Annotated in this window: 17 protein-coding genes; 13 read left to right on the top strand and 4 right to left on the bottom strand. The window is 68.6% G+C overall.

Annotation, left to right across the window (positions count from 1 at the left end; genetic code table 11):
- The first annotated feature begins 822 nt into the window (after nt 1-822).
- A complete protein-coding gene (locus KUV62_RS22340; protein WP_222605973.1) occupies nt 823-2382 on the top strand; it encodes a DUF2235 domain-containing protein in 1560 nt (519 codons plus the stop codon).
- A gap of 356 nt (nt 2383-2738) precedes the next feature.
- Here KUV62_RS22340 and KUV62_RS22335 read toward each other — a convergent pair whose 3' ends face one another.
- Nucleotides 2739-3668, bottom strand: a complete 930-nt coding sequence (locus KUV62_RS22335; protein WP_222605972.1) for a LysR family transcriptional regulator — start codon at nt 3666-3668, stop codon at nt 2739-2741.
- Between the two features lie 60 nt (nt 3669-3728).
- On the opposite strand from KUV62_RS22335, the gene KUV62_RS22330 reads away from it, so the two are divergent.
- On the top strand, nt 3729-6560 hold the full coding sequence (locus KUV62_RS22330; RefSeq protein ID WP_222605971.1) for an FAD-binding and (Fe-S)-binding domain-containing protein: 2832 nt from the start codon (nt 3729-3731) through the stop codon (nt 6558-6560).
- Nucleotides 6561-6642: 82 nt separating this feature from the next.
- Here the strand turns inward: KUV62_RS22330 and KUV62_RS22325 are convergent, their stop codons facing one another.
- Together KUV62_RS22325 and KUV62_RS22320 are read right to left on the bottom strand one after the other, a co-directional pair.
- Nucleotides 6643-7164, bottom strand: coding sequence for an acyloxyacyl hydrolase (locus tag KUV62_RS22325; RefSeq protein WP_222605970.1), 522 nt, complete (start codon nt 7162-7164; stop codon nt 6643-6645).
- A 115-nt stretch (nt 7165-7279) separates the two neighbouring features.
- Nucleotides 7280-8728, bottom strand: coding sequence for a trehalase family glycosidase (locus KUV62_RS22320; protein WP_222605969.1), 1449 nt, complete (start codon nt 8726-8728; stop codon nt 7280-7282).
- A gap of 166 nt (nt 8729-8894) precedes the next feature.
- Here KUV62_RS22320 and KUV62_RS22315 point away from each other — a divergent pair, with 166 nt between their 5' ends.
- Both KUV62_RS22315 and KUV62_RS22310 read left to right on the top strand, forming a co-directional pair.
- Nucleotides 8895-10199 (top strand): replication-associated recombination protein A, encoded by a 1305-nt coding sequence (locus KUV62_RS22315; RefSeq protein ID WP_222605968.1) that lies wholly within the window; start codon nt 8895-8897, stop codon nt 10197-10199.
- Nucleotides 10196-10900: a heparan-alpha-glucosaminide N-acetyltransferase gene (locus KUV62_RS22310; RefSeq protein ID WP_222605967.1), complete on the top strand. Its 705-nt coding sequence runs from the start codon at nt 10196-10198 to the stop codon at nt 10898-10900. Before KUV62_RS22315 ends, KUV62_RS22310 begins: the two co-directional genes overlap by 4 nt.
- 19 nt (nt 10901-10919) lie before the next feature.
- Here KUV62_RS22310 and KUV62_RS22305 read toward each other — a convergent pair whose 3' ends face one another.
- Nucleotides 10920-11066, bottom strand: coding sequence for a hypothetical protein (locus tag KUV62_RS22305; protein ID WP_222605966.1), 147 nt, complete (start codon nt 11064-11066; stop codon nt 10920-10922).
- Between the two features lie 177 nt (nt 11067-11243).
- On the opposite strand from KUV62_RS22305, the gene KUV62_RS22300 reads away from it, so the two are divergent.
- The 9 genes from KUV62_RS22300 to KUV62_RS22260 all read left to right on the top strand — a co-directional run bounded on the left by KUV62_RS22300 (nt 11244) and on the right by KUV62_RS22260 (nt 19676).
- Entirely contained in the window at nt 11244-12125 is an 882-nt protein-coding gene (locus KUV62_RS22300; protein ID WP_222605965.1) for a LysR family transcriptional regulator, read from the top strand.
- Between the two features lie 88 nt (nt 12126-12213).
- Entirely contained in the window at nt 12214-13029 is an 816-nt protein-coding gene (locus KUV62_RS22295; RefSeq protein ID WP_222605964.1) for a putative hydro-lyase, read from the top strand.
- A gap of 50 nt (nt 13030-13079) precedes the next feature.
- A complete protein-coding gene (locus KUV62_RS22290) occupies nt 13080-14123 on the top strand; it encodes a TRAP transporter substrate-binding protein (RefSeq protein WP_222605963.1) in 1044 nt (347 codons plus the stop codon).
- A gap of 11 nt (nt 14124-14134) precedes the next feature.
- On the top strand, nt 14135-14686 hold the full coding sequence (locus KUV62_RS22285; RefSeq protein WP_222605962.1) for a TRAP transporter small permease subunit: 552 nt from the start codon (nt 14135-14137) through the stop codon (nt 14684-14686).
- Nucleotides 14683-15966, top strand: coding sequence for a TRAP transporter large permease (locus KUV62_RS22280; protein WP_222605961.1), 1284 nt, complete (start codon nt 14683-14685; stop codon nt 15964-15966). The genes KUV62_RS22285 and KUV62_RS22280 overlap by 4 nt, the downstream gene beginning before the upstream one ends.
- 14 nt (nt 15967-15980) lie before the next feature.
- A complete protein-coding gene (locus KUV62_RS22275; RefSeq protein WP_222605960.1) occupies nt 15981-16655 on the top strand; it encodes a DUF2848 domain-containing protein in 675 nt (224 codons plus the stop codon).
- A complete protein-coding gene (locus tag KUV62_RS22270; RefSeq protein WP_222605959.1) occupies nt 16652-17914 on the top strand; it encodes an amidase family protein in 1263 nt (420 codons plus the stop codon). Before KUV62_RS22275 ends, KUV62_RS22270 begins: the two co-directional genes overlap by 4 nt.
- Nucleotides 17915-17919: 5 nt before the next feature.
- A complete protein-coding gene (locus KUV62_RS22265; protein ID WP_222605958.1) occupies nt 17920-18663 on the top strand; it encodes a 5-oxoprolinase subunit B family protein in 744 nt (247 codons plus the stop codon).
- Entirely contained in the window at nt 18660-19676 is a 1017-nt protein-coding gene (locus KUV62_RS22260; protein WP_222605957.1) for a biotin-dependent carboxyltransferase family protein, read from the top strand. The genes KUV62_RS22265 and KUV62_RS22260 overlap by 4 nt, the downstream gene beginning before the upstream one ends.
- Nucleotides 19677-20205 lie beyond the last annotated feature (529 nt).

The raw sequence follows: 20205 nt of genomic DNA, 5'->3' as shown, positions 1-20205 counted from the left end.
GAGAGGTGGACGGAGCCAGTCGGCACGAAAGGCCCCCATAACTGCCCCACTTCGGGGCCCTGTGAGCGTAAGCCGAAGAACCTGATCGGAAGGCAGGGGTTCCTACCACCCCAGCCAGTCCTCTTAAAATCGAATGACATCAAGCCGTTGCGTCGCCTCCTTCAGGCGGTCCGAGAGGCTGGTCACGGCTCTGCGCCGTGCGAAAGCTGCGCTGTTCCGGCCGCGCGCCTTGCAGCGCATTGCGAGGGCCGACTCGGCAGAAGTGGGGCTTTGGCGCTCCGAAGAATCCCCTGTCACGCGCGGGCCGATGCTCCGTCCGGAGCACGCTTGGGCGCCGACAAGGGACGCCGTGGCAAGGTGGAGCGAGCGGCGCAGGACGGCGAGTCGCTTAAAGACGGGGCGCGGGGCCCATCCGCGGATCCATCGTCACGAAGGCGGCCCGGCGGAGTTGGCCGTCGTCCCTGATTCTGACCTGCTCGGCGTGCAGCACGCCACGCCCCGGCCGTCGGCGGGAGCTGCAAAAGACCAAGGCAGGCGCGCGACGGGGTGCCCAGAGCTGAAGCCTGAGCTGATCCCGCCGTGAGCTTCGGCTTGGGGTCCGTTGTCCGACGAGACCGGGCCCATCCCGAGGTCGCCCATCCTCGTTTGGGCTGACGCTCTCGCGCCCGGCGTCATCAGGTCTCGAAAGAGAGCCCTGAGCGCTGAGCGTTCTGCGCAGGGGGCGGCCGCTCTTTGAGCCGGCAGCGCCCGCGCCGAATTCATCCTCCCAAAATTCGACTATTCGTGGCATATTGAAACCGGATTTTATAATCAGGATTTCCCATGGCAAATTTGGTCGTCTGCTGCGATGGAACGTGGAACACGCCAACGCAGGAAGAAAACGGTATTCCTTCCGCGACAAACGTTTTCAAATTCTATTCCTCCGTCGCCGAAGACAGTCTGCACAAGACATATTATCGCCCCGGCGTCGGAACCACGGGCAGCCTCTGGGATCGTGCAAAGGGGGGTGGGTTCGGCGTTGGTCTCGATGACGATATCAAATCCGCCTATTACTGGCTTTGCGAGACATATCGGCCCGCGGATTTCCAGCCCGGATCGGCCGCGGATGATATCTTTCTGATCGGGTTTTCCCGCGGCGCCTTCGCGGTCAGGAGCCTGGCCGGCGTGATCGGGAAATGTGGCCTTCTCTCCTTCCATACGCTCACGCTCGACGAGGAAGAGAAATGGCGCCGGGTCGACAAAGCCTACGAGGCCTATCGGAAACTTCCCGTCGGCGAGAAATGGCAAACCGAGTTCGATCGCTCGGAGACGGTCAGGATCAAGTTCCTCGGCGTCTGGGACACGGTCGGCGCGCTCGGCATCCCGGACGAGTTTCTCATCAACTTCCTCGACGACGGCAAGGAGTTCGCGTTCCACGACACAGAACTCGGCAAGCATATCGATATCGCCCGCCACGCGGTCGCGCTCGACGAGCGCAGGCGGAGCTTCGCGCCGACCCTGTGGACCGTCCCCGATCCGGATGGCGGCGGGCAGAAGGTGGCCGGGGTCGAGCGCGCCGTTGCCGGGCAGGACGTGGAGCAGCGCTGGTTTGCCGGCGTCCATGGCGATGTCGGCGGCTCCTACGCCAATCGCGATCTCGGCGACCTGACCCTGAAATGGATGGTCTCGGAAGCTGGAAAAGCGGGGCTGGAGTTCAAGCCGAGCGCGACCTCGCAGATCGTCGGCTCGGCCCAGGGGCCGCTACACAACTCGGTGAAGGGCTTCATCTTCGCCAATCTCAAGACCCGGCCGAGGGGTGTGCCGCGGCTCGATCCGGCGGATCCCTTCGTCGATTCCAGCGTCACCGATCGCCGTGAGTCGCCGCCGATCACCCAGCCCGAGTACTGGCCGACCAAGAGCCTGGCGACGCCGGGCGATGCGCTGTCGATGGATATCTTCGCGCGGCCGCAATGGAACTATACCGGCATCTATCTCGAGGAGGGGGTCGAGTATCGGTTCTCCGCCAGCGGCGAGTGGCTCGACAAGAACATTCGCTGCACGCCGGACGGCGCCCCGGAGGGCTTTCATTTTGGATATGCCCTGGTGAAACCGCTGGACTGGTATCAGCGGCGGCGGCGGCAAAAGACCGGCAATCCCAGCGCCGCCATCCCGTTTGCGCGCCGCGAGCAGGATATGCCGTGGTTTTGCCTCGTCGGGGTGATCGCGAATGGCACGGGAGTGCATCAAGAAACGAGGGAGCTCTGCCCGCATGACGTCTTCCGGATCGGCTCAAGCGCCACGCGTACGCCGACGAAGGGCGGCTATCTCTACTGTTTTGCCAATGACATCTGGTATCGCTATGGCAACAACAAGGGCAAGGTTCGCCTGACGATCAAAAGATAGATCCGGCGGCGTGCGTGGGGGAAAGCCGGGCCGATGGCAGTTATGTCTGAAGCGGCGTTCGGGTCATTCAATACCACGCGTTTTCCCACGGCCCCTCTGCGATCCTTATCTGTATGGAGAGCCGGCAGGCGCGGGATGCGTTTTGAAAAAAAAGGATGCGGATTGGCCGAGCGGCGGTATCGGGAAATCGCCTGCCGCAATCTCGGAATGGAGCGTCGTGTCGTTCTCGGCGCTCCTTTTGATGTTCCGTGCCGGGCGGTTTCAGACAGCGCAGGTCTCGGCCGGAATATCTCTGCGCCGTATCGCGGTTTCAGATCCGCCAGTGTGAGCGCTCGAGAGCGCCGCGTCGGGCGCGGTCAGCCTTGGTCCGGATGCTGCGCCGCGAGGGCGCGGAACAGCGTCTCAAAATGCTGCGCCACCGGGCTTGCGGCGCGGCGGGCCGGGCTCAGCAGGTAGAGCTTGCGCTCGAGGGCAAGGTCCGCGACGGGCACGAAGGCGATGCCGGGATCGTTGAACAGCAGCACCGCGTTGCGCGGCAGCAGCGCCACGCCGATTCCCGCTCGCACGAGGCAGAGCTGGGCGATGGTGGAATGGCTGCGCAGGGGGCCGCTCTTCAGCGGCTCCGGCAGCGCGGCATGGGCGGCGAGCAGCCGCGACGAGCCGGTCTCGGTGCCGAGGTGAATCAGCTGCTGCGGGTCGATATCGGTGAGCTGCACGGGCGCAGCGCTTCGGGCCAGAGGGTGATCGGCGGCGCAGGCCAGCCCGAAGGGGTCCGACGCGATCTCGGTCTGGACGAGGTCGGGCGAGCTGCGCGCCCGGCCGGCGATCGCGAGATCGAGTCGTCCGTCGGCGACCATCGCAGCCAGCGTCTCGGCGACATCGTCGTGCAGGGTGAGCGTCACCTCCGGGTGTTCGGCGCGGAAGGCGGCGACGGCCGGCGCGATGAGAGGGGTGATCGCGGAGGGCGCGGCGCCGAGCCGCAGCGCCCCGTGCAACCCGCTGGCCCGCGCCCGCAGCCGGGTCAGCGACAGGTCGAGCGCGTCGAGCAGCGGCGCGGTGTCCTCGAGGAAATCGAGCCCCAGCGGCGTCGGCACCGGCGGGCGGCTGCGGCGATCGAACAGCGCCCCGCCGGCGATCTCCTCGATCTGCCGCACCGTCTCGGTCAGCGCCGAAGGCACCACGCCGAGCCGATCGGCGGCGCGGGCGAAGCTGCCCTCGGCCCAGATCGCGTGGATCGCCCGCAGGTGGCGCAGGTTGAAGTTCGTATTTCCTGCATCAATCTTCATATCTTTCAATTTTAAAGAACGCGCGGGTTGGGTCAATATGCGCCGATCAAGGAGACCCGCATGACCGCACCAGACCGCCGCCTTTCCGATTCCATCGCCATGCTGCCCGCCGCCCTCAGCGCCGCGGGCTTCCGAGGGGAGGTGGAGCGCGACAGCGCCCTGCGTGCGGCCATGTCGACCGACAACTCGGTCTATCGCATCCTGCCCGACCTGATCGTGGCGCCGCGCGATGCCGAGGATGTCGTCACCTGCATGGCTGTGCTCGAACGGCCCGACTTCGCGCACCTGCCGCTCACCGCGCGCGGCGGCGGCACCGGCACCAACGGGCAGAGCCTCAACCGGGGCGTGATACTCGACATGCGCCGCCACATGCACCGGCTGCTCGCTGTCGATCCCGATGGTCAATGGGCCGATGTCGAGCCGGGCATCGTGCTCGATGATCTCAACGCGCAGCTGCGCCCCAAGGGGCTGTTTTTCGCGCCCGAGACCTCGACCTCGACGCGCTGCGCGGTGGGCGGCATGGTCTCGACCGACGCCTCGGGCAAGGGCTCGCGGATTTACGGCAAGACGTCCGACAACCTTCTGGGCGTCGAGATCGCGCGGGGGCAGGGGCTGGTCTCGAGCCTCGAGGCCGCGCCGAGCTGGGCGCAGCCGATGCTGCAGGCCGCCGAGCGCGCGGCGCGGGTAGGGCGGGAGGCCTTCATCGCCAACACGCCGCGGCTCAACCGCCGCTTCACCGGCTACGATCTCGAGCGCGCCTGCCCCGAGCAGGGCGGCTTTGACTGGTGGCGGCTGTTCCCCGGCTCGGAGGGCACGCTTGGGCCGATCACCCGCATCCGGGTCAGGCTGCGGCCGCTGCCCAAGGAGAAGCGCCTCGTAGTGGCGGGGTTCGCCAGCTTCCGCGACTCGCTCGCCGCCGCGCTGCCGCTGATGCAGGACGATCCCACCGCCATCGAGGTGATGGACGAGCGGGTGCAGGCGCTCGCCGGCGAGGCCGGGCTGCTGGGGCGTCTGCCCGAGGCGCTGCGCCCCAAGGGCGGAGAGGCACTCGCCTACACCTTCGTGGAGTTCAACGGCGACAGCGCCGAGGCGCTCGAGGCCGGGCTCGCCGCCTGCGAGGCGCGGCTGCGCGCGCTACCGGGGATCCGAGCGGTGCATGTGGCCTCCGGCGCCGACGAGATCCGCGAGCTCTGGGCGATCCGCTCGGCCGGCGTCGGGCTGCTCGGCAAGGTCGAGGGGCGGGCGCGGCCGGTGGCCTTCGTCGAGGATTGCGTGGTGCCGCCCGAGGATCTGCCGGCCTTCCTCGACGGCTTCCTCGAGATCCTGACCCGGCACGGGCTGAGCTTTGGCATCTATGGCCATGTGGATGTGGGCTGCCTGCACATCCGCCCGGCGCTCGACATCGACGCCGAGGAGGATCGCGCGCGTCTGGTCGCGGTCTCCGACGAGATCTACGCGCTGGTGAACCAGCATGGCGGCATCTTCTGGGGCGAGCACGGCAAGGGCGTGCGCGGCGCCTATCTCGAGGGCTGGATTGGGGCGGAGGCCTATGCGGCGCTGCAGGGCGTGAAGGCGGCGTTTGATCCGGCGGGCCGGTTCAACCCGGGCAAGCTGGTGGCCACCGACGCGCCGGTCATGGGCATCGCCACCACGCCCTTCCGCCCGTTCAACGCGCCCGAGGGCGATCCGCTGGAGAAGGCCTTCCGCTGCAACGGCAACGCGCAATGCCTGAGCTATGCCGCCACCACGCCGATGTGCCCCTCGTTCAAGGCGACAGAGGATCTGCGTCACTCTCCCAAGGGTCGGGCCGATGCGATGCGGGCTTGGCGCGAGGGCAAGCGGACCGGGGAGCAGACGGTCTCGGAGGATGATCTCTTGGGCACGCTCGATACCTGTCTCGGCTGCAAGGCCTGCGCCTCGACCTGCCCGGTGCAGGTCGACATCCCCTCGATGCGGGCGGCGGTCTATGCCGAGGTCTACGCCGAGACGGCACGCCCGCTGACCGACCGCGCCATGCTGCTGGCCGAGCGCCTGAGCCCGTGGCTGCTGCGCGCCGCACCGCTGACGCGGCCGTTCTGGCCGCTGGCGCGCAAGCTCACCGAGCGGGTGCTCGGCGTCACCGACCTGCCGTCCGAGATCGCCCGCCCGCTGCCGCGCGCGTCGCGGATCTCGGTGCGGGAGCTCGGGGAGGCCAAACTGCCGGAGCGCACGGTGCTGGTCTGGATGGACTGGTTCTCGGCGCTATACGATGAGCAGACCCAGCGCGACGTGCTGCGCGGGCTGGAAGCGCTCGGCTACGCGCCGCGCTTCGTCGAGATGCTGCCGGCGGGCAAGGTGGCGGGCGATCTCGGCGATCCGAAGGCGTTTCGGGCGATGGCCGAGCGGCTCGCGGAGGCGCTGCGCAAGGGCGCGGCGACCGGCGCGCCGATGATCGGGCTCGATCCGGCCTTCGTCATGGCGCTGCGGCAGGACTACCGCAAGGCCGGGATCGATGTGCCGGAACTGCTGCTGCCGCAGGAGTTCCTCGCCGCCGAGCTGCGCGCGGGTGTGACCTTGCCGCAGACCAAGGGGGGGCCGCTCAGCCTCTTCACCCATTGCACCGAGAGCACCGGCGCGCCGGCCGCCCGCAAGGACTGGCAGGAGGTCTTTGCCGGCATCGGTCTGAAGATCGACACGCCCGCCACCGGCTGCTGCGGCATGGCAGGCATGTTCGGCCACAAGGACCGGCACCAGCAGATGTCGCGCAAGCTCTTTGATCTCAGCTGGGCGAAGCCGGTGGCCGAGGCCAATGAGGCGGCGGCGACGGGCTTTTCCTGCCGCTGCCAGAGCGAACGGCTGGGCGGCAAGGCGCTGCGCCACCCGCTGGGGCTCATCGCCGATCGGCTGGGCTGATCCGCGCACCGAAGGCGAGAAACAGAAAAACGGCCCGGCTTTCTGCAAGCCGGGCCGCTCTCGTTTCAGATCGCCGGTGCGCTCAGCGCAGCGGCATGCTGATCTTGAAGTTGACGGTCTCGACGCCCGGGTTCTCGTCGTAGATCCCGGCATTGGAGCGGTGGTTGTAGCTCACCGCGTAGCGCCAGCCCTTGCGGTTCTCGTAGCCGAGCTCGATGCCGGAGCGGAACTCGATCGGGCCGCCGAGATCGAAATCGTTGTCAGGCGCGTAGAGGCCCGGCATGGCATGCAGCTCGGTGTAGAACGGGCTCTTGCCGAAGGTGGTGCCCCAGGTCCAGCCATAGCCGATCCACGAGCCGCTCTCCTCGCCCCAGGACAGCCCCACGGCCTGGCCGAACGGGCCGATCATGCGTGCGAAATCGTAGCGCATGGAGAGCTCCAGCCCCTCTTCTGCGCGCCGCTCGATCACGTTGCCGGCCGAGAACGATAGCCGCGACTCCTGCTCGCCGGCCCCGAGGCAACCCGTTGGGGTGCCGCAGTAATTCGTTCCCATATCCGTCAGACCTGCTACCAGGAGCAGCACTGCAAAGGTGCCATCCGCCATCTTGACCTCCAACTGTCTTTGGCGACCTGCATGGCGCAGATGCGAAGGCGTGTCCAGCGCGGGGCGCCGGATCGCGCCCGGTGTGGGAGACGGGTGACAGAGCCTGGAAGGGCGCTCAGGCGTCGTCCGCGGCGAAGTCGAGATAGACGCCGTTGGTCCAGCCGAACCCGTCCTGCAGGGCGTATTCGCCGCCGCCGCTGGGCGAGAGCGGATCGATGACGTCGTATTTCTCGACGAATTTCCCGGTTTCGCGGAACACCGTGTCGCAGGTGGCGAGCCAGCGCGTGCGCAGGGTCTCGGCCAGGTCGTCGAAGCCGTAGCGGCGCAGGCCCTGCACCGCGATCCATTGCAGCGGCGCCCAGCCGTTGGGGCTGTCCCATTGCTGGCCGCTGTCGATATCAGTGGTCAGCAGCCCGCCCGCGCGCAGCAGGTGACGCTCGGCCCAGTCCGCCGCGCGGGCGGCCTGCGCCTGCGTCGCCGCCCCGGCCCAGAGCGGGAACAGCCCGGCCGCGCTGGTGACGGGGATGAGCGCGCCGTCCTCGATCGACAGGTCGAAGAAATAGCCGCGCTCCGCGTCGAAGAAGCGCTCCGAGATCGCCTCGCGGCGCGCGCGGGCGGCCTCGGCGTAGCGCGCGGAGCGCTCCGGTGCGGCCTCCGCGCCGGCCTCTGCCAGCAGCTCCTCCATGCGCAGCATCAGGCAATTGAGATCCACCGGCCAGATCCGCGTCGTGCGGATGGTGCCGAGATCCTGCGGATCGGTCAGCCAGCGCGAGGAGAAATCCCAGCCGCTCTCGCAGGCGGCGCGCAGGTCGCGGTAGAAATCCGGATGGGACTTTGCGTGCTCCTGCCATGCGAGATCGGTGGCATACATCTCGATGCGCGGGCCGTCCCCGGCATCCCAGTAGCGCGCCAGCCCGGCGTGGTTGCGCGGGCTCTCCATGAAGAAGCGGTACTCGGCCTCCATCGCCGGCAGGTAGCGTGCGAAGATGCCCGCGGGATCGCCGGTGGCGCGGCCGAAATCGGCCACCATCGAGGAGAAGAATGGCGGCTGCGAGCGGGTCAGGAAATACGAGCGGAAGCCGTTGGGCACGAAGCCGATCTCGCGCAGCGCATAGGCGAAATTGTCGAGCATGTCGCGCACCAGCCCGGTGCGGCCCGAGCGCAGCAGGCCGAGCTGGGTGAAATAGCTGTCCCAGTAATAGGCCTCGTGAAACCGGCCGCCGGCGATCACGTAGCGATTGGGCAGGGGGAAGCGGGTCGAGCGCTCGCTCGTATCATCGGCGGGCTGCGTCAGGTGTGGCCAGACCGCCTCGAGATGTTGCAGCGCGTCATGCTCGGGATTGGTGTGGTAGGCGTCGCCCGGCGATTGCCCCGGTGCGAACCAGTGATCGTAGAAGGCCTGCAGGTCGACATGGCCCGCCGCCCGGGCCGTGTCATAGGCGGCGCAGATCTCCTCGGCGGGGGCCCGCAGGATCGAGTCCGAGATCGCCTTCTCATCGACCCAGAGCCCCGAGCAATGCAGATCGACGAACAGGTCTTTCAGGCTCTGGTCGAGATGTTCCAAGGCGGGCCTTTCCTGTGATGGGTCGGTTTGCCGTATCGTAGGCCGCTGCGCTGCAGAAGGACAATCCCGGCTCTCGCACTCTCGCCCCTTCTCCTTCCCGGATCGGGGGAATATGTCTGGGGCAGGCCGGCCCGTCCGGCTGCACAGCGCAGGGACGCCAGACCAGATGACAGACCTCTTCGATGCCGCCCCGCGCGAGGGGCATGTGCCGCTGGCCGCCGCGCTGCGGCCCGAAACCCTCGACGATGTCATCGGCCAGCCGGGGATCACCGCCGAGGGCTCGATCCTGCGCCGTCGCATCGCTGCCGGCGCGCTGGGCAGCCTGATCCTCTATGGCCCGCCGGGCATCGGCAAGACGACCATCGCCCGCGCCGTGGGCAAGATGCTGGGCAAGGAGTTTCGCCCGCTGCACGCCACCCGCGACGGCGTGAAGGAACTGCGCAAGATCGCCGACGAGGCTCGGATCCGGCCGCTGCTGATCTTCGTCGACGAGGTGCACCGCTTCTCGGCCACGCAGGCCGATGACCTGTTGTCGATCTGCGAGGAGGGCACGGCGGATTTCGTCGGCGCCACCACTGGCAACCCCTACCACGCGCTTCCGCCGGCATTGGTCTCGCGCTCGACCATTCTCAAGCTCGAGCCGATGAGTCTCGAGGATATGGAGCAGGTGGTGCGGCGCGGCATCGCCCATCTCGCGAGCACCGGGTTGGATGTCGAGATGACGCCCGAGCAGGTGCGGCTGGTGGCGGGCCGCTCGGGCGGCGATGCGCGCCGGGCGCTGACGACGCTCGAGAGCCTCGCGGTGGGCCATCCCGGCGGACGCATCGAGATCACCGAGGCGATGCTGGAAGAGGCCTATGCCTCGGCGGCGATCAATCACGACCGCTCCGGTGACCAGCACTATGATGTTGTCTCGGCCTTCGTGAAATCCATGCGCGGCTCGGACCCGGACGCGACGCTCTACTGGCTGGCGCGGATGATCCATGCCGGGGAGGATCCGCGCTACATCGCCCGGCGCATCATGATCCACGCCTCCGAGGATGTTGGCCTCGCCGACAACACCGCTTTGCAGACCGCGGTCGCGGCGGCCACGGCGGTAGAGAAGATCGGCTACCCGGAGGCGCGCATCATCCTCGCCCACGCGGCGCTTCATGTCGCCCGCGCGCCGAAGTCGAACTCTGCCTGCCGGGGCATCGGCGCGGCGCTGGCGGCGGTCGAGCAGGGCGCGCCGGCGCTGGTGCCGAAGCACCTGCGCGATGCGCATTACGCCGGCGCGGCCAAGCTCGGCCACGTGGGCTACCAGTTCCCGCATGACGATCCGCGCGGCTGGGTCGAGCAGGAATACGTGCCGGGGCTGACCCCCGGCAGCCTCTACCAGAGCGACGCGCGCGGCGGCGCGACCTTCGAGGCCCGCGCGGACCAGTTCTGGGAAAAAGTCACGGGCAGGAAGGTGCCGGGGACCTTCTCTTGAGCGTCGCGCCGTCCCGCGTCGGCTGGGTCGACCTCGCGCGGGTCGCGGCGCTGGCGGGGATGGTGGTGTTTCACTTCGCCCGCGATCTCGAGATCTTCGGCCTGGTGCCGCCGGGCCTCACGATGCGCGGCGGCTGGGCGCTCTTTGCGCGGCTGGTGGCGGGCAGCTTCCTGTTGCTCTCGGGGGGCAGCCTCGTCCTGGCCCATGGCGTGGGCCTGCGCCGGGCCGCGTGGCGGCGGCGCTTCGCGATGATCGTGGGCGCGGCAGCGCTTGTGAGCGTCGCGACCTACGCCGCCTTCCCGTCACGCTTCGTCTATTTTGGCATCCTGCACAGCATCGCTGCCGCGAGCCTGATCGGGCTCGCGTTCCTGCGCCTGCCAGCATGGGCCACGGCGCTGGCCGGGGCGCTCGTGCTGGTGCTGCACCTGACGCTCGGACGGGCGCTCTTCGACAGCGTCTGGCTGAGCTGGACCGGGCTGAGCGCGCAGCTGCGCCCGTCGCTGGATTTCCTGCCGCTGGTGCCGTGGCTGGCGCCGTTCCTCTTCGGCATGGCGCTGGCCCGCGCGGTGGATCTCCGCGCGCTGCCCGCGCTGCAGCTTCCGGCGCTGATCACATGGATCAGCCGGCACAGCCTCTCGGTCTATCTCCTGCACCAGCCGGTGTTGCTCGGGCTGATCTGGCTCGCGACGCGCCTCGGCTGAGCCGGGGCAGGGCGCAGGGTCAGATCACGCAATCGCGCGCATCGAGTTCCTGAACCGGGTCTTCGGGGGCGCAGGGCTCACCGGACAGCGGATAGCTGTCGTGGCCTTCGCAGGCGGCTAGGGTGATGAGGCCGGCAAGGGCCAGCAGCATGGCAAGGGGTTTCATGGCGTCGTCTCCTCCACTTGGGCGGCTCCGAGCCTCGCGCGCCACAGCTTCGGGGTCGCTGCGTCAATTCTACGCCTGCGGGGGCGCTATGGCGATGGTTTTCTTCGGCTCTTCCCCGCGCCCGCGCCGGTGAGAGCGCTTGACAGGGCAGGGCACAAGGGGCCTTAGCATGGGCCCATGTTCGGTTTCAGGGATATCGAGATCATCCGCTCCGTGGTGCGCCATGGCGGGTTTCGCGCGGCGGCGGATGCTACCGGGCTGGCGCAGTCGGCGATCTCGCGCCGCATCCGCCATCTCGAGGACCGCATGGGCATCACCATCTTCGAGCGCGCCGGGCGCGGGGTTCGGCTGAGCGCCACCGGGCGCCGGCTCGTCGACGAGGCCGAGGTGCTGATCGCGCAGCGCGACCGCATCCTCGAGGAGCTGACGCAGGGCGTAATGGCGGGCGTGGTGCGGCTCGGCGTGGCCGAGACCATGACCCACACGCTTCTGCCGCGGATGCTGACGACGCTGCGCGGCCGCCACCCGATGCTGCGCTTCGAGATCTCGGTCGATACCTCCGAGCAGATGGGGCAGGCGCTGCGCGACGATGCGCTCGACGTGGTGATCATGCTGCGCGACCAGGCGCCGCGTGGCATCGCGCTGACCCCGCTGCCGCCGGTCAGCATGGGCTGGTTCGTCTCGCCGGAGCACTTCACCCTACCGAGCCCTGCGGGGATCGACGACCTTGCGGCGCTGCCCATCGTCTCCTTCCCCAAGACCACCATCCCGCACCGGCAGGTGCTCGAGGTGATGACCGCGGGCCGCCGCAAGCCCGCGACGGTGCACGGCTCGGCCTCCCTCGCGACGATGGTCAATCTCGTGCAGCAGGGATTCGGCATCGGGACGATTCCGCATGACATCGTCGCCGCCTGGCCGCAGACCATGCTTCAGGAGATCGATGTGCTGCCCGAGGCAAAGCTGCCGCCGCTCGAGTTCGTGATCTGTCATGACCCTGAAAGAAATGAGGAAATCGGGCGCGAGGTGACGCGCGCGGCGGTCGAGGCGGGGTGTGACTGATCTTCTGGGGAGATCGGTTCTGAATAAAATCGAACTATTGATCTAATCGGTTACTCTGCGGAATGCTCTGGGGAACTGGAGAATTGCCATGACCGATCTTATCCGCGCCATCTCGTCTCCCACGGAGCTGCGTGCCCGCATCCGCGATGGCCGTTTCACCGGCCCGACCGCCGGCCACGGCGGCGAGGCGCTGCAGGCCAACCTGGTGATGCTGCCCGGCGACGACGCGCAGGAATTCCTGCGCTTCTGCCAGGCCAACCCGCGCCCCTGTCCGCTATTAGCGGTGGGTGAGCCGGGCGATCCGTCGCTGCCGACACTGGGCGATATCGACCTGCGCCACGACGTGCCGCGCTACCGGGTGTGGCGCGATGGCGAACTGGTGGCCGAGCCCACCGACATCGCCGATCTCTGGACCGATGACATGGTGTCCTTCGCGCTGGGTTGCTCGTTCAGCTTCGAGGATGCGCTGACCCGCGCAGGCATACCCGTCCGCCATCAGGATGCGGGGCGCAACGTGCCGATGTACCGCACCAACCTCGCGACTCGGCCCGCCGGGCGCTTCTCGGGGCCGCTCGTCGTCAGCATGCGGGCGATGCCCGCCGCCGACGCCATCGAGGCGATCTCGATCTGCGAGCGCTTCCCGCTGGCGCATGGCGCGCCGGTGCATCTGGGCGACCCGTCGCAGATCGGCATCGAAGACATCCATACGCCCGATTACGGCGATGTGCCCGACATCCGTCCCGGCGATATTCCCGTGTTCTGGGCCTGCGGGGTGACGCCGCAGGCGGCGATCACCGCCGCGAAACCCGCCCTCGCGATCACCCATGCGCCGGGGCACATGCTGGTTACCGACATCCCGTCGAGCCACGCGGAACGGCGCCTCACCGGGGTGCACCCGGCCTGAGGCCGCAACAAACACAACCAAACACGATCCAACCCAACAGGAGATAGTTCATGAAAAAGACCATGATGACCGCAATGACCGCCGCGCTGCTGGCCGGTCCGGCGCTCGCACAGGAAGAGCTCGCCGTGGTCGGCAGCTGGTCGAGCCTGCCGCTCTACAAGCAGTTCACCACCCCGTTCTGGACCGAGCAGCTCTCGGAGATGACCGGCGGCGCCTTCACCGCGCAGCTGACCAGCTTCGACCAGATGGGCATCGCCGGTGCCGACGTCTACCGGATGCTGGGCGATGGCGTGTTCCACGTCGGCCAGACCGTGGCCGACTACACCGTGGGGGATGCGCCCGAGCTCGAGGGGCTCGACGTGCCGCTCGTCGCCACCACCGCCGACGAGGCGCAGGCGATGGTCGAGGCGGCCCGCCCGATGGTCGAGGACATCATGCGCGACCGCTTCAACTCGGAAGTGCTGGGCATCGCGCCCTATCCGCCGCAGATCGTCTTCTGCAAGGGCGAGATCACCTCGCTCGCCGATCTCGAGGGCAAGAAGGTGCGCGGCTCGGGCCGCATGACCACCAAGCTGCTCGAGGCGCTTGGCGCCGAGGGCATCAACATCGCCTTCTCGGAAGTGCCGGGCTCGCTGCAGCGGGGCGTGATCGACTGCGCCGTGACCGGTGCCGGCTCGGGTTACTCCGCAGGTTGGTGGGAAGTCTCCGACCACCTGCTGACGCTGCCGCTGGGCGGCTGGGATCCGGTCGTCATCGCGATGAACGGCGATGCCTATGATGCGCTGTCGGCGGAGAACCAGGAGAGCCTGAAGGCCGCCGTGGCCGAAGGGCTCGAAGCCAAGGCCTGGGCCGCGGCGCAGGGTGGCCTCGAGAACGACATCGCCTGCCTGACCGGGCAGGGCGAGTGCACCTCGGGCGACGCCGCGTCGATGACGCTGGTCGAGGCCTCTGAAGAGGACATGGCCACCGCGCGTGAAGCGCTCGAGACCGAAGTGCTGCCCGAATGGGCCGAGCGCGCCGGTGCCGAGTGGGCGACCCGCTGGAACGACACCGTCGGCGCCACCGTCGGCGTGACCGTTCCGGTTTCGGAATAAGGGGCGCCAGCGTGAGCCGCATCGAAACACTGGAAGGCGCGCTGCGGCGCGCCAACCGCCTCGTGGCGCTGGTTCTCGGCGTGGCGCTGGTGGGCACCGTCCTGTTCGTCCTGATCGACGTGATCGGGCGCAAGACCGGCTGGGGCTCGCTTGGCGGCTCCGACGAGATCTCGGGCTACGTCATGGCCGCGGTGGCGAGCTGGGGCCTGTCCTGCGCGCTGCTCGACCGCGCCCATGTCCGCATCGACCTGATCCGGCAGAAGCTGAATGCCACCGGGCAGGGCCTGATGGACATCTTCGCGATGATCGTCACCAACGGCGTGGTGCTGCTGATCGCGTATCAATGCTGGCCGGTGCTGCAAAAGACCATCGAGCGCGGCTCGCGGGCCAATACCCCGCTCGAGACGCCGCTCTGGATCCCGCAGGGCATCTGGTTTGCCGGCTGGGCGTGGTTCGCCCTGAGCGCCACGGCGCTGAGCCTCATCGGCATCGCCTATTTCGCACGCGGCAAGCGGGCGGAGCTCGCCAACACCATCGGCCTCGGCTCGGAGCTTGACCAATGATCTGGACAGTTGCCGCTTCTCTTCTCGGGCTCATGGCCCTGTCGATCCCGGTGGGGATCGTGCTCTTCATCCTCGGCATTGGGGTGGGCGAGTTCTATTCCGCCTTCCCGCTGCTGCGCGGGCTGGGGCAGGTCGTCTGGTCGTCGTCCTCCTCCTCGACGCTGATCGCCGTGCCGCTCTTCGTTCTTCTGGGCGAGATCCTCGTCCGTGGCGGCGTCGCCGCGCGCACCTATGCCGCGCTCGACAAGTGGCTGAGCTGGCTGCCCGGCGGGCTGATCCACGCCAATATCGCCACCGCGACGATGTTCTCCGCCACCTCCGGCTCCTCGGTGGCGACCGCTGCCACCGTGGCCACCGTCGCCATGCCGCAGGCGGAAAAGCTGAAATACGATCCCAAGCTGTTCTCGGGGGCCATCGCGGCCGGCGGCACGCTGGGCATCCTCATCCCGCCCTCGATCAACCTGATCGTCTACGGCTTCCTCACCGAGACCTCGATCCCGCAGCTGTTCTCCGCCGGCCTGATCCCCGGCCTGCTGATGGCTCTGGCCTTCGTCGTGGTGACGGCGCTGATCTGCAAGGCGCGGCCCGCGCTCGGCGGCCCGTCGCGCAGCTTCACCTGGGGCGAGCGTCTGGCGAGCCTGGTGCAGCTGGTGCCGATCATCATCCTCTTCGTGGTGGTCATCGGTTCGATCTACGCCGGCTGGGCGACCCCCACCGAATCCGCCGCCATCGGCGTGGTGATCGCGGCGCTGATCGCCATAACGCTCGGCAACGGGCTGGGGCTTGCCACCATCGCCGAGGCGCTGCACGGCACGATCCGGATCTCGGCGATGATCATGCTGGTGATCGCGGGCGCCTATTTCCTCAACTTCGCCATGACCTCGGCGGGGCTGGGCCGGGCGCTGACCGAGCTGCTCGAGAACACCGGCCTGTCGCCGCTCGGCACGCTGCTGCTCGTGGTGCTGCTCTACCTGATCCTCGGCTTCTTCATCGAGACGCTGTCGCTCATGGTCGCGACGATCCCAATCATCGTGCCGATCATCGCGGGACTGGGCTATGACAAGGTGTGGTTCGGCGTGCTGATGATCGTGCTGATCGAGATGGCGCTGATCACCCCGCCGGTGGGCCTCAACCTCTTCGTGGTGCAGAGCGCGCGGGCCAAGGGCTCGATGAACGAGGTGATCCTCGGGGTCATTCCCTTCGTGCTGGTCATGCTCTGCATGGTCGCCCTGCTGATCGCGGTGCCCGGCCTCGCGCTCTGGCTGCCCTCCATCCTCTGACAGGAGTTCACAAGATGACCCTTTCCTTCCGCGCCGACGGCGCGCCGCTTCCGCTCGACCTGACACACCTGATCGTCGCCGGCTGGACCGGCCGCGATGCCGACGCCATCGCGCATCACATCGCCGAACTCGCCGAGCTGGGCGTGCCCGCGCCCTCGGATACGCCGCTCTATTACAGGGTCTCGGCGCCGCTGCTGACCGATGCGCCGCTGATCGAGGCCGTGGGCGGGGCGTCTTCGGGCGAGGTCGAGCCGCTGATCGTGGAAGCGGGGGGCAAGCGCTATCTCGGTCTTGCCTCGGATCACACCGACCGCGCGCTCGAGGCGCATTCGGTGGCGATGTCGAAGCAGGTCTGCGCCAAGCCCTGCGCGCTCGAGCTCTGGGCCTGGGACGAGATCGCTGACCGGCTGGAAGAGATCGAGCTCGAGAGCTGGATCGAGGAGGGCGGCGACTGGGTGCAGTACCAGTCGGGCACCATCGCCTCGATCCGCCCGCTGGCCGAGCTGATTGCGGGCAGCAAGATGTCGGAGCTGGCCAAGGACGGCCCCGTGGCGATGCTCTGCGGCACCTTCGGCGCCAAAGGCGGCGTGCGCCCGGCGGCGAAGTTCCGGATGCAGATGCGCGACCCGAAGACCGGGCGCAGCATCACCCATGAATACGAGATCCGCACCCTGCCGGAAGTCGCATGAGCACGGAATTCCTGAGAAAGGTCGAGGCCGCCATCGCCCGCGCTGAGGCGCTGCCGCAGGCCGAGCGCCGCGCCATCTTCACCGCCTTCTCGCCCGAGCGCATCCGCGCCGAGGCGCAGGCACTGCAGGCCCGCAAGGATGCGGGCGAGGCGCCGCCGCTCTTTGGCACGCTGGTCTCGGTCAAGGATCTCTATGACGAGGCGGGCGAAGTGACGGGCGCCGGCTCGCGCCTGCTGGCCGAGCGCGCGCCTGCCACGGCGGATTGCCCGTCGGTGGCGAAGCTGAAGCAGGCCGGCGCGCTGATGTTCGGGCGCAGCTCGATGTCGGAGTTTGCCTATTCCGGCGTCGGCCTCAACCCGCATCACGGCACGCCCTCTTCGGCGCTGGTGCCGGGCGTCATGCCCGGCGGCTCGAGCTCGGGCGCGGCGGTCTGCGTCGGGCTGGGCCTCACCGACGCGGCCATCGGCACCGACACCGGCGGCTCGCTGCGCATCCCCGCGGCGGCCAATGGCATCTGGGGCTTCAAGCCGAGCCAGGGGCTGATCGACGACGCGGGCGTGCACCCGCTGGCGCCCACATATGATGTGCCGGGGCCGATGGGCGCGACTCTCGCGCTCACCCGCGCGCTGGCCGAGATCATGGCGGGGCAGGGGCTCACCGCCTCCGTCCCCGAGATCCTGCGCCTCGCGATCCCCGCCGGTGCCTTCACCGACGGGCTCTCGCCCGAGGTGGCGGCGCTCTACGAGGCCGAGAAGGCGCGGCTGATGGAGAGGGGGCACGAGCTGGTGCCGGTCGAGATGTCGGGCATCGGCGCCTCCGCCGGTCTCAACAAGATCATCGTCGCGGTCGAGGCGCACCGGATCTACGCGGATGACCTCGCGCGGCTGGAAGAGATCGGTGATCCGCGCGTGCTGTCGCGCATCCGCTTCGCCGAGACGCTCTCCGAGGCCGAGATCAAAGAGGCCTATGAGAAGCGCGCCGCAATCGTGGCAGAGTTCAACGCCGCGATGGACGGGCTCGACGCGCTGGTCGCACCGACGTTGATGCGCCTGCCGCCGCGCATCGCCGAGGTCGAGGCCGAGTTCGACCGGCTCAACATGGAGATGCTGCGCAACACCTCGCTGGTGAACCTCGTCGACGGCTGTGCGCTGGCGATGCCGACGCCGGGGCTCGCGCCCGCCTTCTCGATGACCATGCTGGCCGGGGTGAAAGGGGCGGATGCCGCGCTCTTCGCCATCGCCGAGCGGCTGACCGCGTGAGCGCCATGACCGACACGCGCCCCCTCGACGCCGAGGTCCTGCCCGTCGGTCTCGATGGCTACCTCGTGCGCTTCGCCCTGACGCCGGAGCCCGCCGCGATGACCGCGGCCCGGCGTTTCGCGACCCGTATAGAAGAGACCGCGCCGGAAGGCGTGGTCGAGATCGCCGCCGCTCTGGTCTCGGTGCTGGTGCGTTTCGAGGCTGCCGCCGACCGCGCGGCGCTGCTGACGCTCCTGCAGGGCATGGCACGCGAGATCGCCTCAGGTCCGCTTGAAATGCCCGATCCCGCACGGCGCTGGACGATCCCGGTCTCCTTTGGCGATGCGGATGGCCCACAGCTGGCGCAGGCGGCCCGGGCGGCGGGGCTCTCCGAGGCGGCGGCGGTGGACGAGATCTGCGCCGCCGACCTGCGGGTGCTCACCATCGGCTTCGCCCCCGGCCAGCCCTATATCGGCCTGATGCCGGAGCATTGGAACCTGCCGCGCATGTCTGAGCTCAACCCCTCGGTTCCGGCGGGCGCGCTGGTGGTCGCGGTGCGTCAGTTCGTGCTCTTCGGCGCCGAGTCGGCCACCGGCTGGCAACAGGTCGGCCGTGCCGCCTTCCGCACCTTCGTGCCCGCGCGCGCCGAGCCGATGCCCTTGCAGGGCGGCGACGCCATCCGCTTCGCGAAAGCCTCCGCCGACGAGATCGCCCGCCTCGGGGACGTCCCCGACCGCATGGGCGGCGCAAAACTGGAGGTGCTGCGATGACCACGCTCACCATCAAGCGCGCCGACGGCATCCTCACCGTGCAGGACATGGGCCGCCCCGGCCATCTCGCGCAGGGGCTGTCCCGTGGCGGCGCCATGGACCGGCGCGCGCTGCTCGAGGCCGCCGCCCTGCTCGGGGCGCGTGCGCCGCTCGCCGCCATCGAGATGGCCGGCGGCGGGGGCCAGTTCAGCTTCGATGCCCCCACCCGGATCGCCCTCACCGGCGCCCCGATGAGCGCCACGCTCGACGAGGAGGCGCTGCGCTGGAACGCCACGCATCTAATCGCGCCGGGGCAGGTCCTGCGCATCAGCGGCGCCCGCGCCGGGGTCTATGGCTATCTGACGCCTGCGGGCGGCATCGCCTCCGAGCCCTGGCTCGAGAGCCGCGCCACCCATCTGACCATCGGCATCGGCACCACGCTCAGCGCGGGCGACGCGCTGCCCTGCAATGACGATCCCGCCCCAGGGCGCCCGGCCTACGGGCTTGCCGCGGACACCCGTTTCGAGGGCGGTACAATCCGGGTGATCGACGGGCCGCACACGGCGCTCTTCGATGTTGAGGTGCTTGAGGCCTTCTACGCCACCGCCTTCACCCGCGGCCCGCGCGGCAACCGTCAGGGCGTACAGCTCGCGGCGGAGCCACGCTTCACCACCGACCATGCCAAGGGGCTGGCCTCGGACCTGATCGGCCCGGGCGATCTGCAGATGACCGGCGACGGGGTGCCCTACGTGTTGATGGCGGAATGCCAGACCGTTGGCGGCTATCCCCGCATCGGCACCGTGCTGCCCGCTGATTTGCCGATCGTGGCGCAGGCGGCGCCCGGGGCGATCCTGCGGCCGCGCCGCGTGACCCTCGAGGAGGCGCTGGCGGCGACGCGCACCGAGGAGGCGGAACTGCGCGACCTCGCCACGCGCTGCGCGCCGCTGGTGCGCGACCCGGCCACGATTCACGACCTGCTCTCCTATCAGCTGGTGAGCGGCGTCACCGCCGGGGACGATCTCGAACGGGACTGAGGCGGGATAGAAAAGACTGAACAGCAGAAGGGGCGGCGCCGACAGAGCACCGCCCCTTTTTCACGAGCCGGGCCGGGAGACGGGTGTCGGTCCGCGAGCCACGAGGTCAGGGGCCGATTCCGGGTAAGTCTTCGCCGTCGGCGCACAGGAGGCCGCCTCGCAGGATGCTTCTGTGCGCCATATGACCGACCCGCCGGGCAGGAGGGCCTCTGAAGCGCCCCTCAGGGAGGCACTCATAGGGGGCGAGCGAAGAAAATCGAAAAAAATCGGATTTCTTCTCAGAAAGTGCTTGCGGGTCCCCGGCACTATCCGTAAAAGCCCCTTCACCGGCGGCGCTGAGGCGCACGACGGGGCGCCAGACGGGGCGGCGGCGAGGCGGAGACGCGGAGCTGACGCAGACGAGGCGGACAAGAAATTCGAGAGGTTGACGGGCGGGCGCGCCGAACAAGTTAGGGCGCACTGGTCTGGTTTTTGTCTCTCACGCTGTTTGACATCGCTAATATCTGAAGAGATATGTGGGCGACCTTGG

Origin of the sequence: Salipiger bermudensis (genome assembly GCF_019801965.1) — a bacterium.
In the GTDB taxonomy this organism is placed as follows: Bacteria; Pseudomonadota; Alphaproteobacteria; order Rhodobacterales; family Rhodobacteraceae; genus Salipiger; species Salipiger bermudensis_A.
This window is presented reverse-complemented; position numbering and strand designations above follow the sequence as displayed.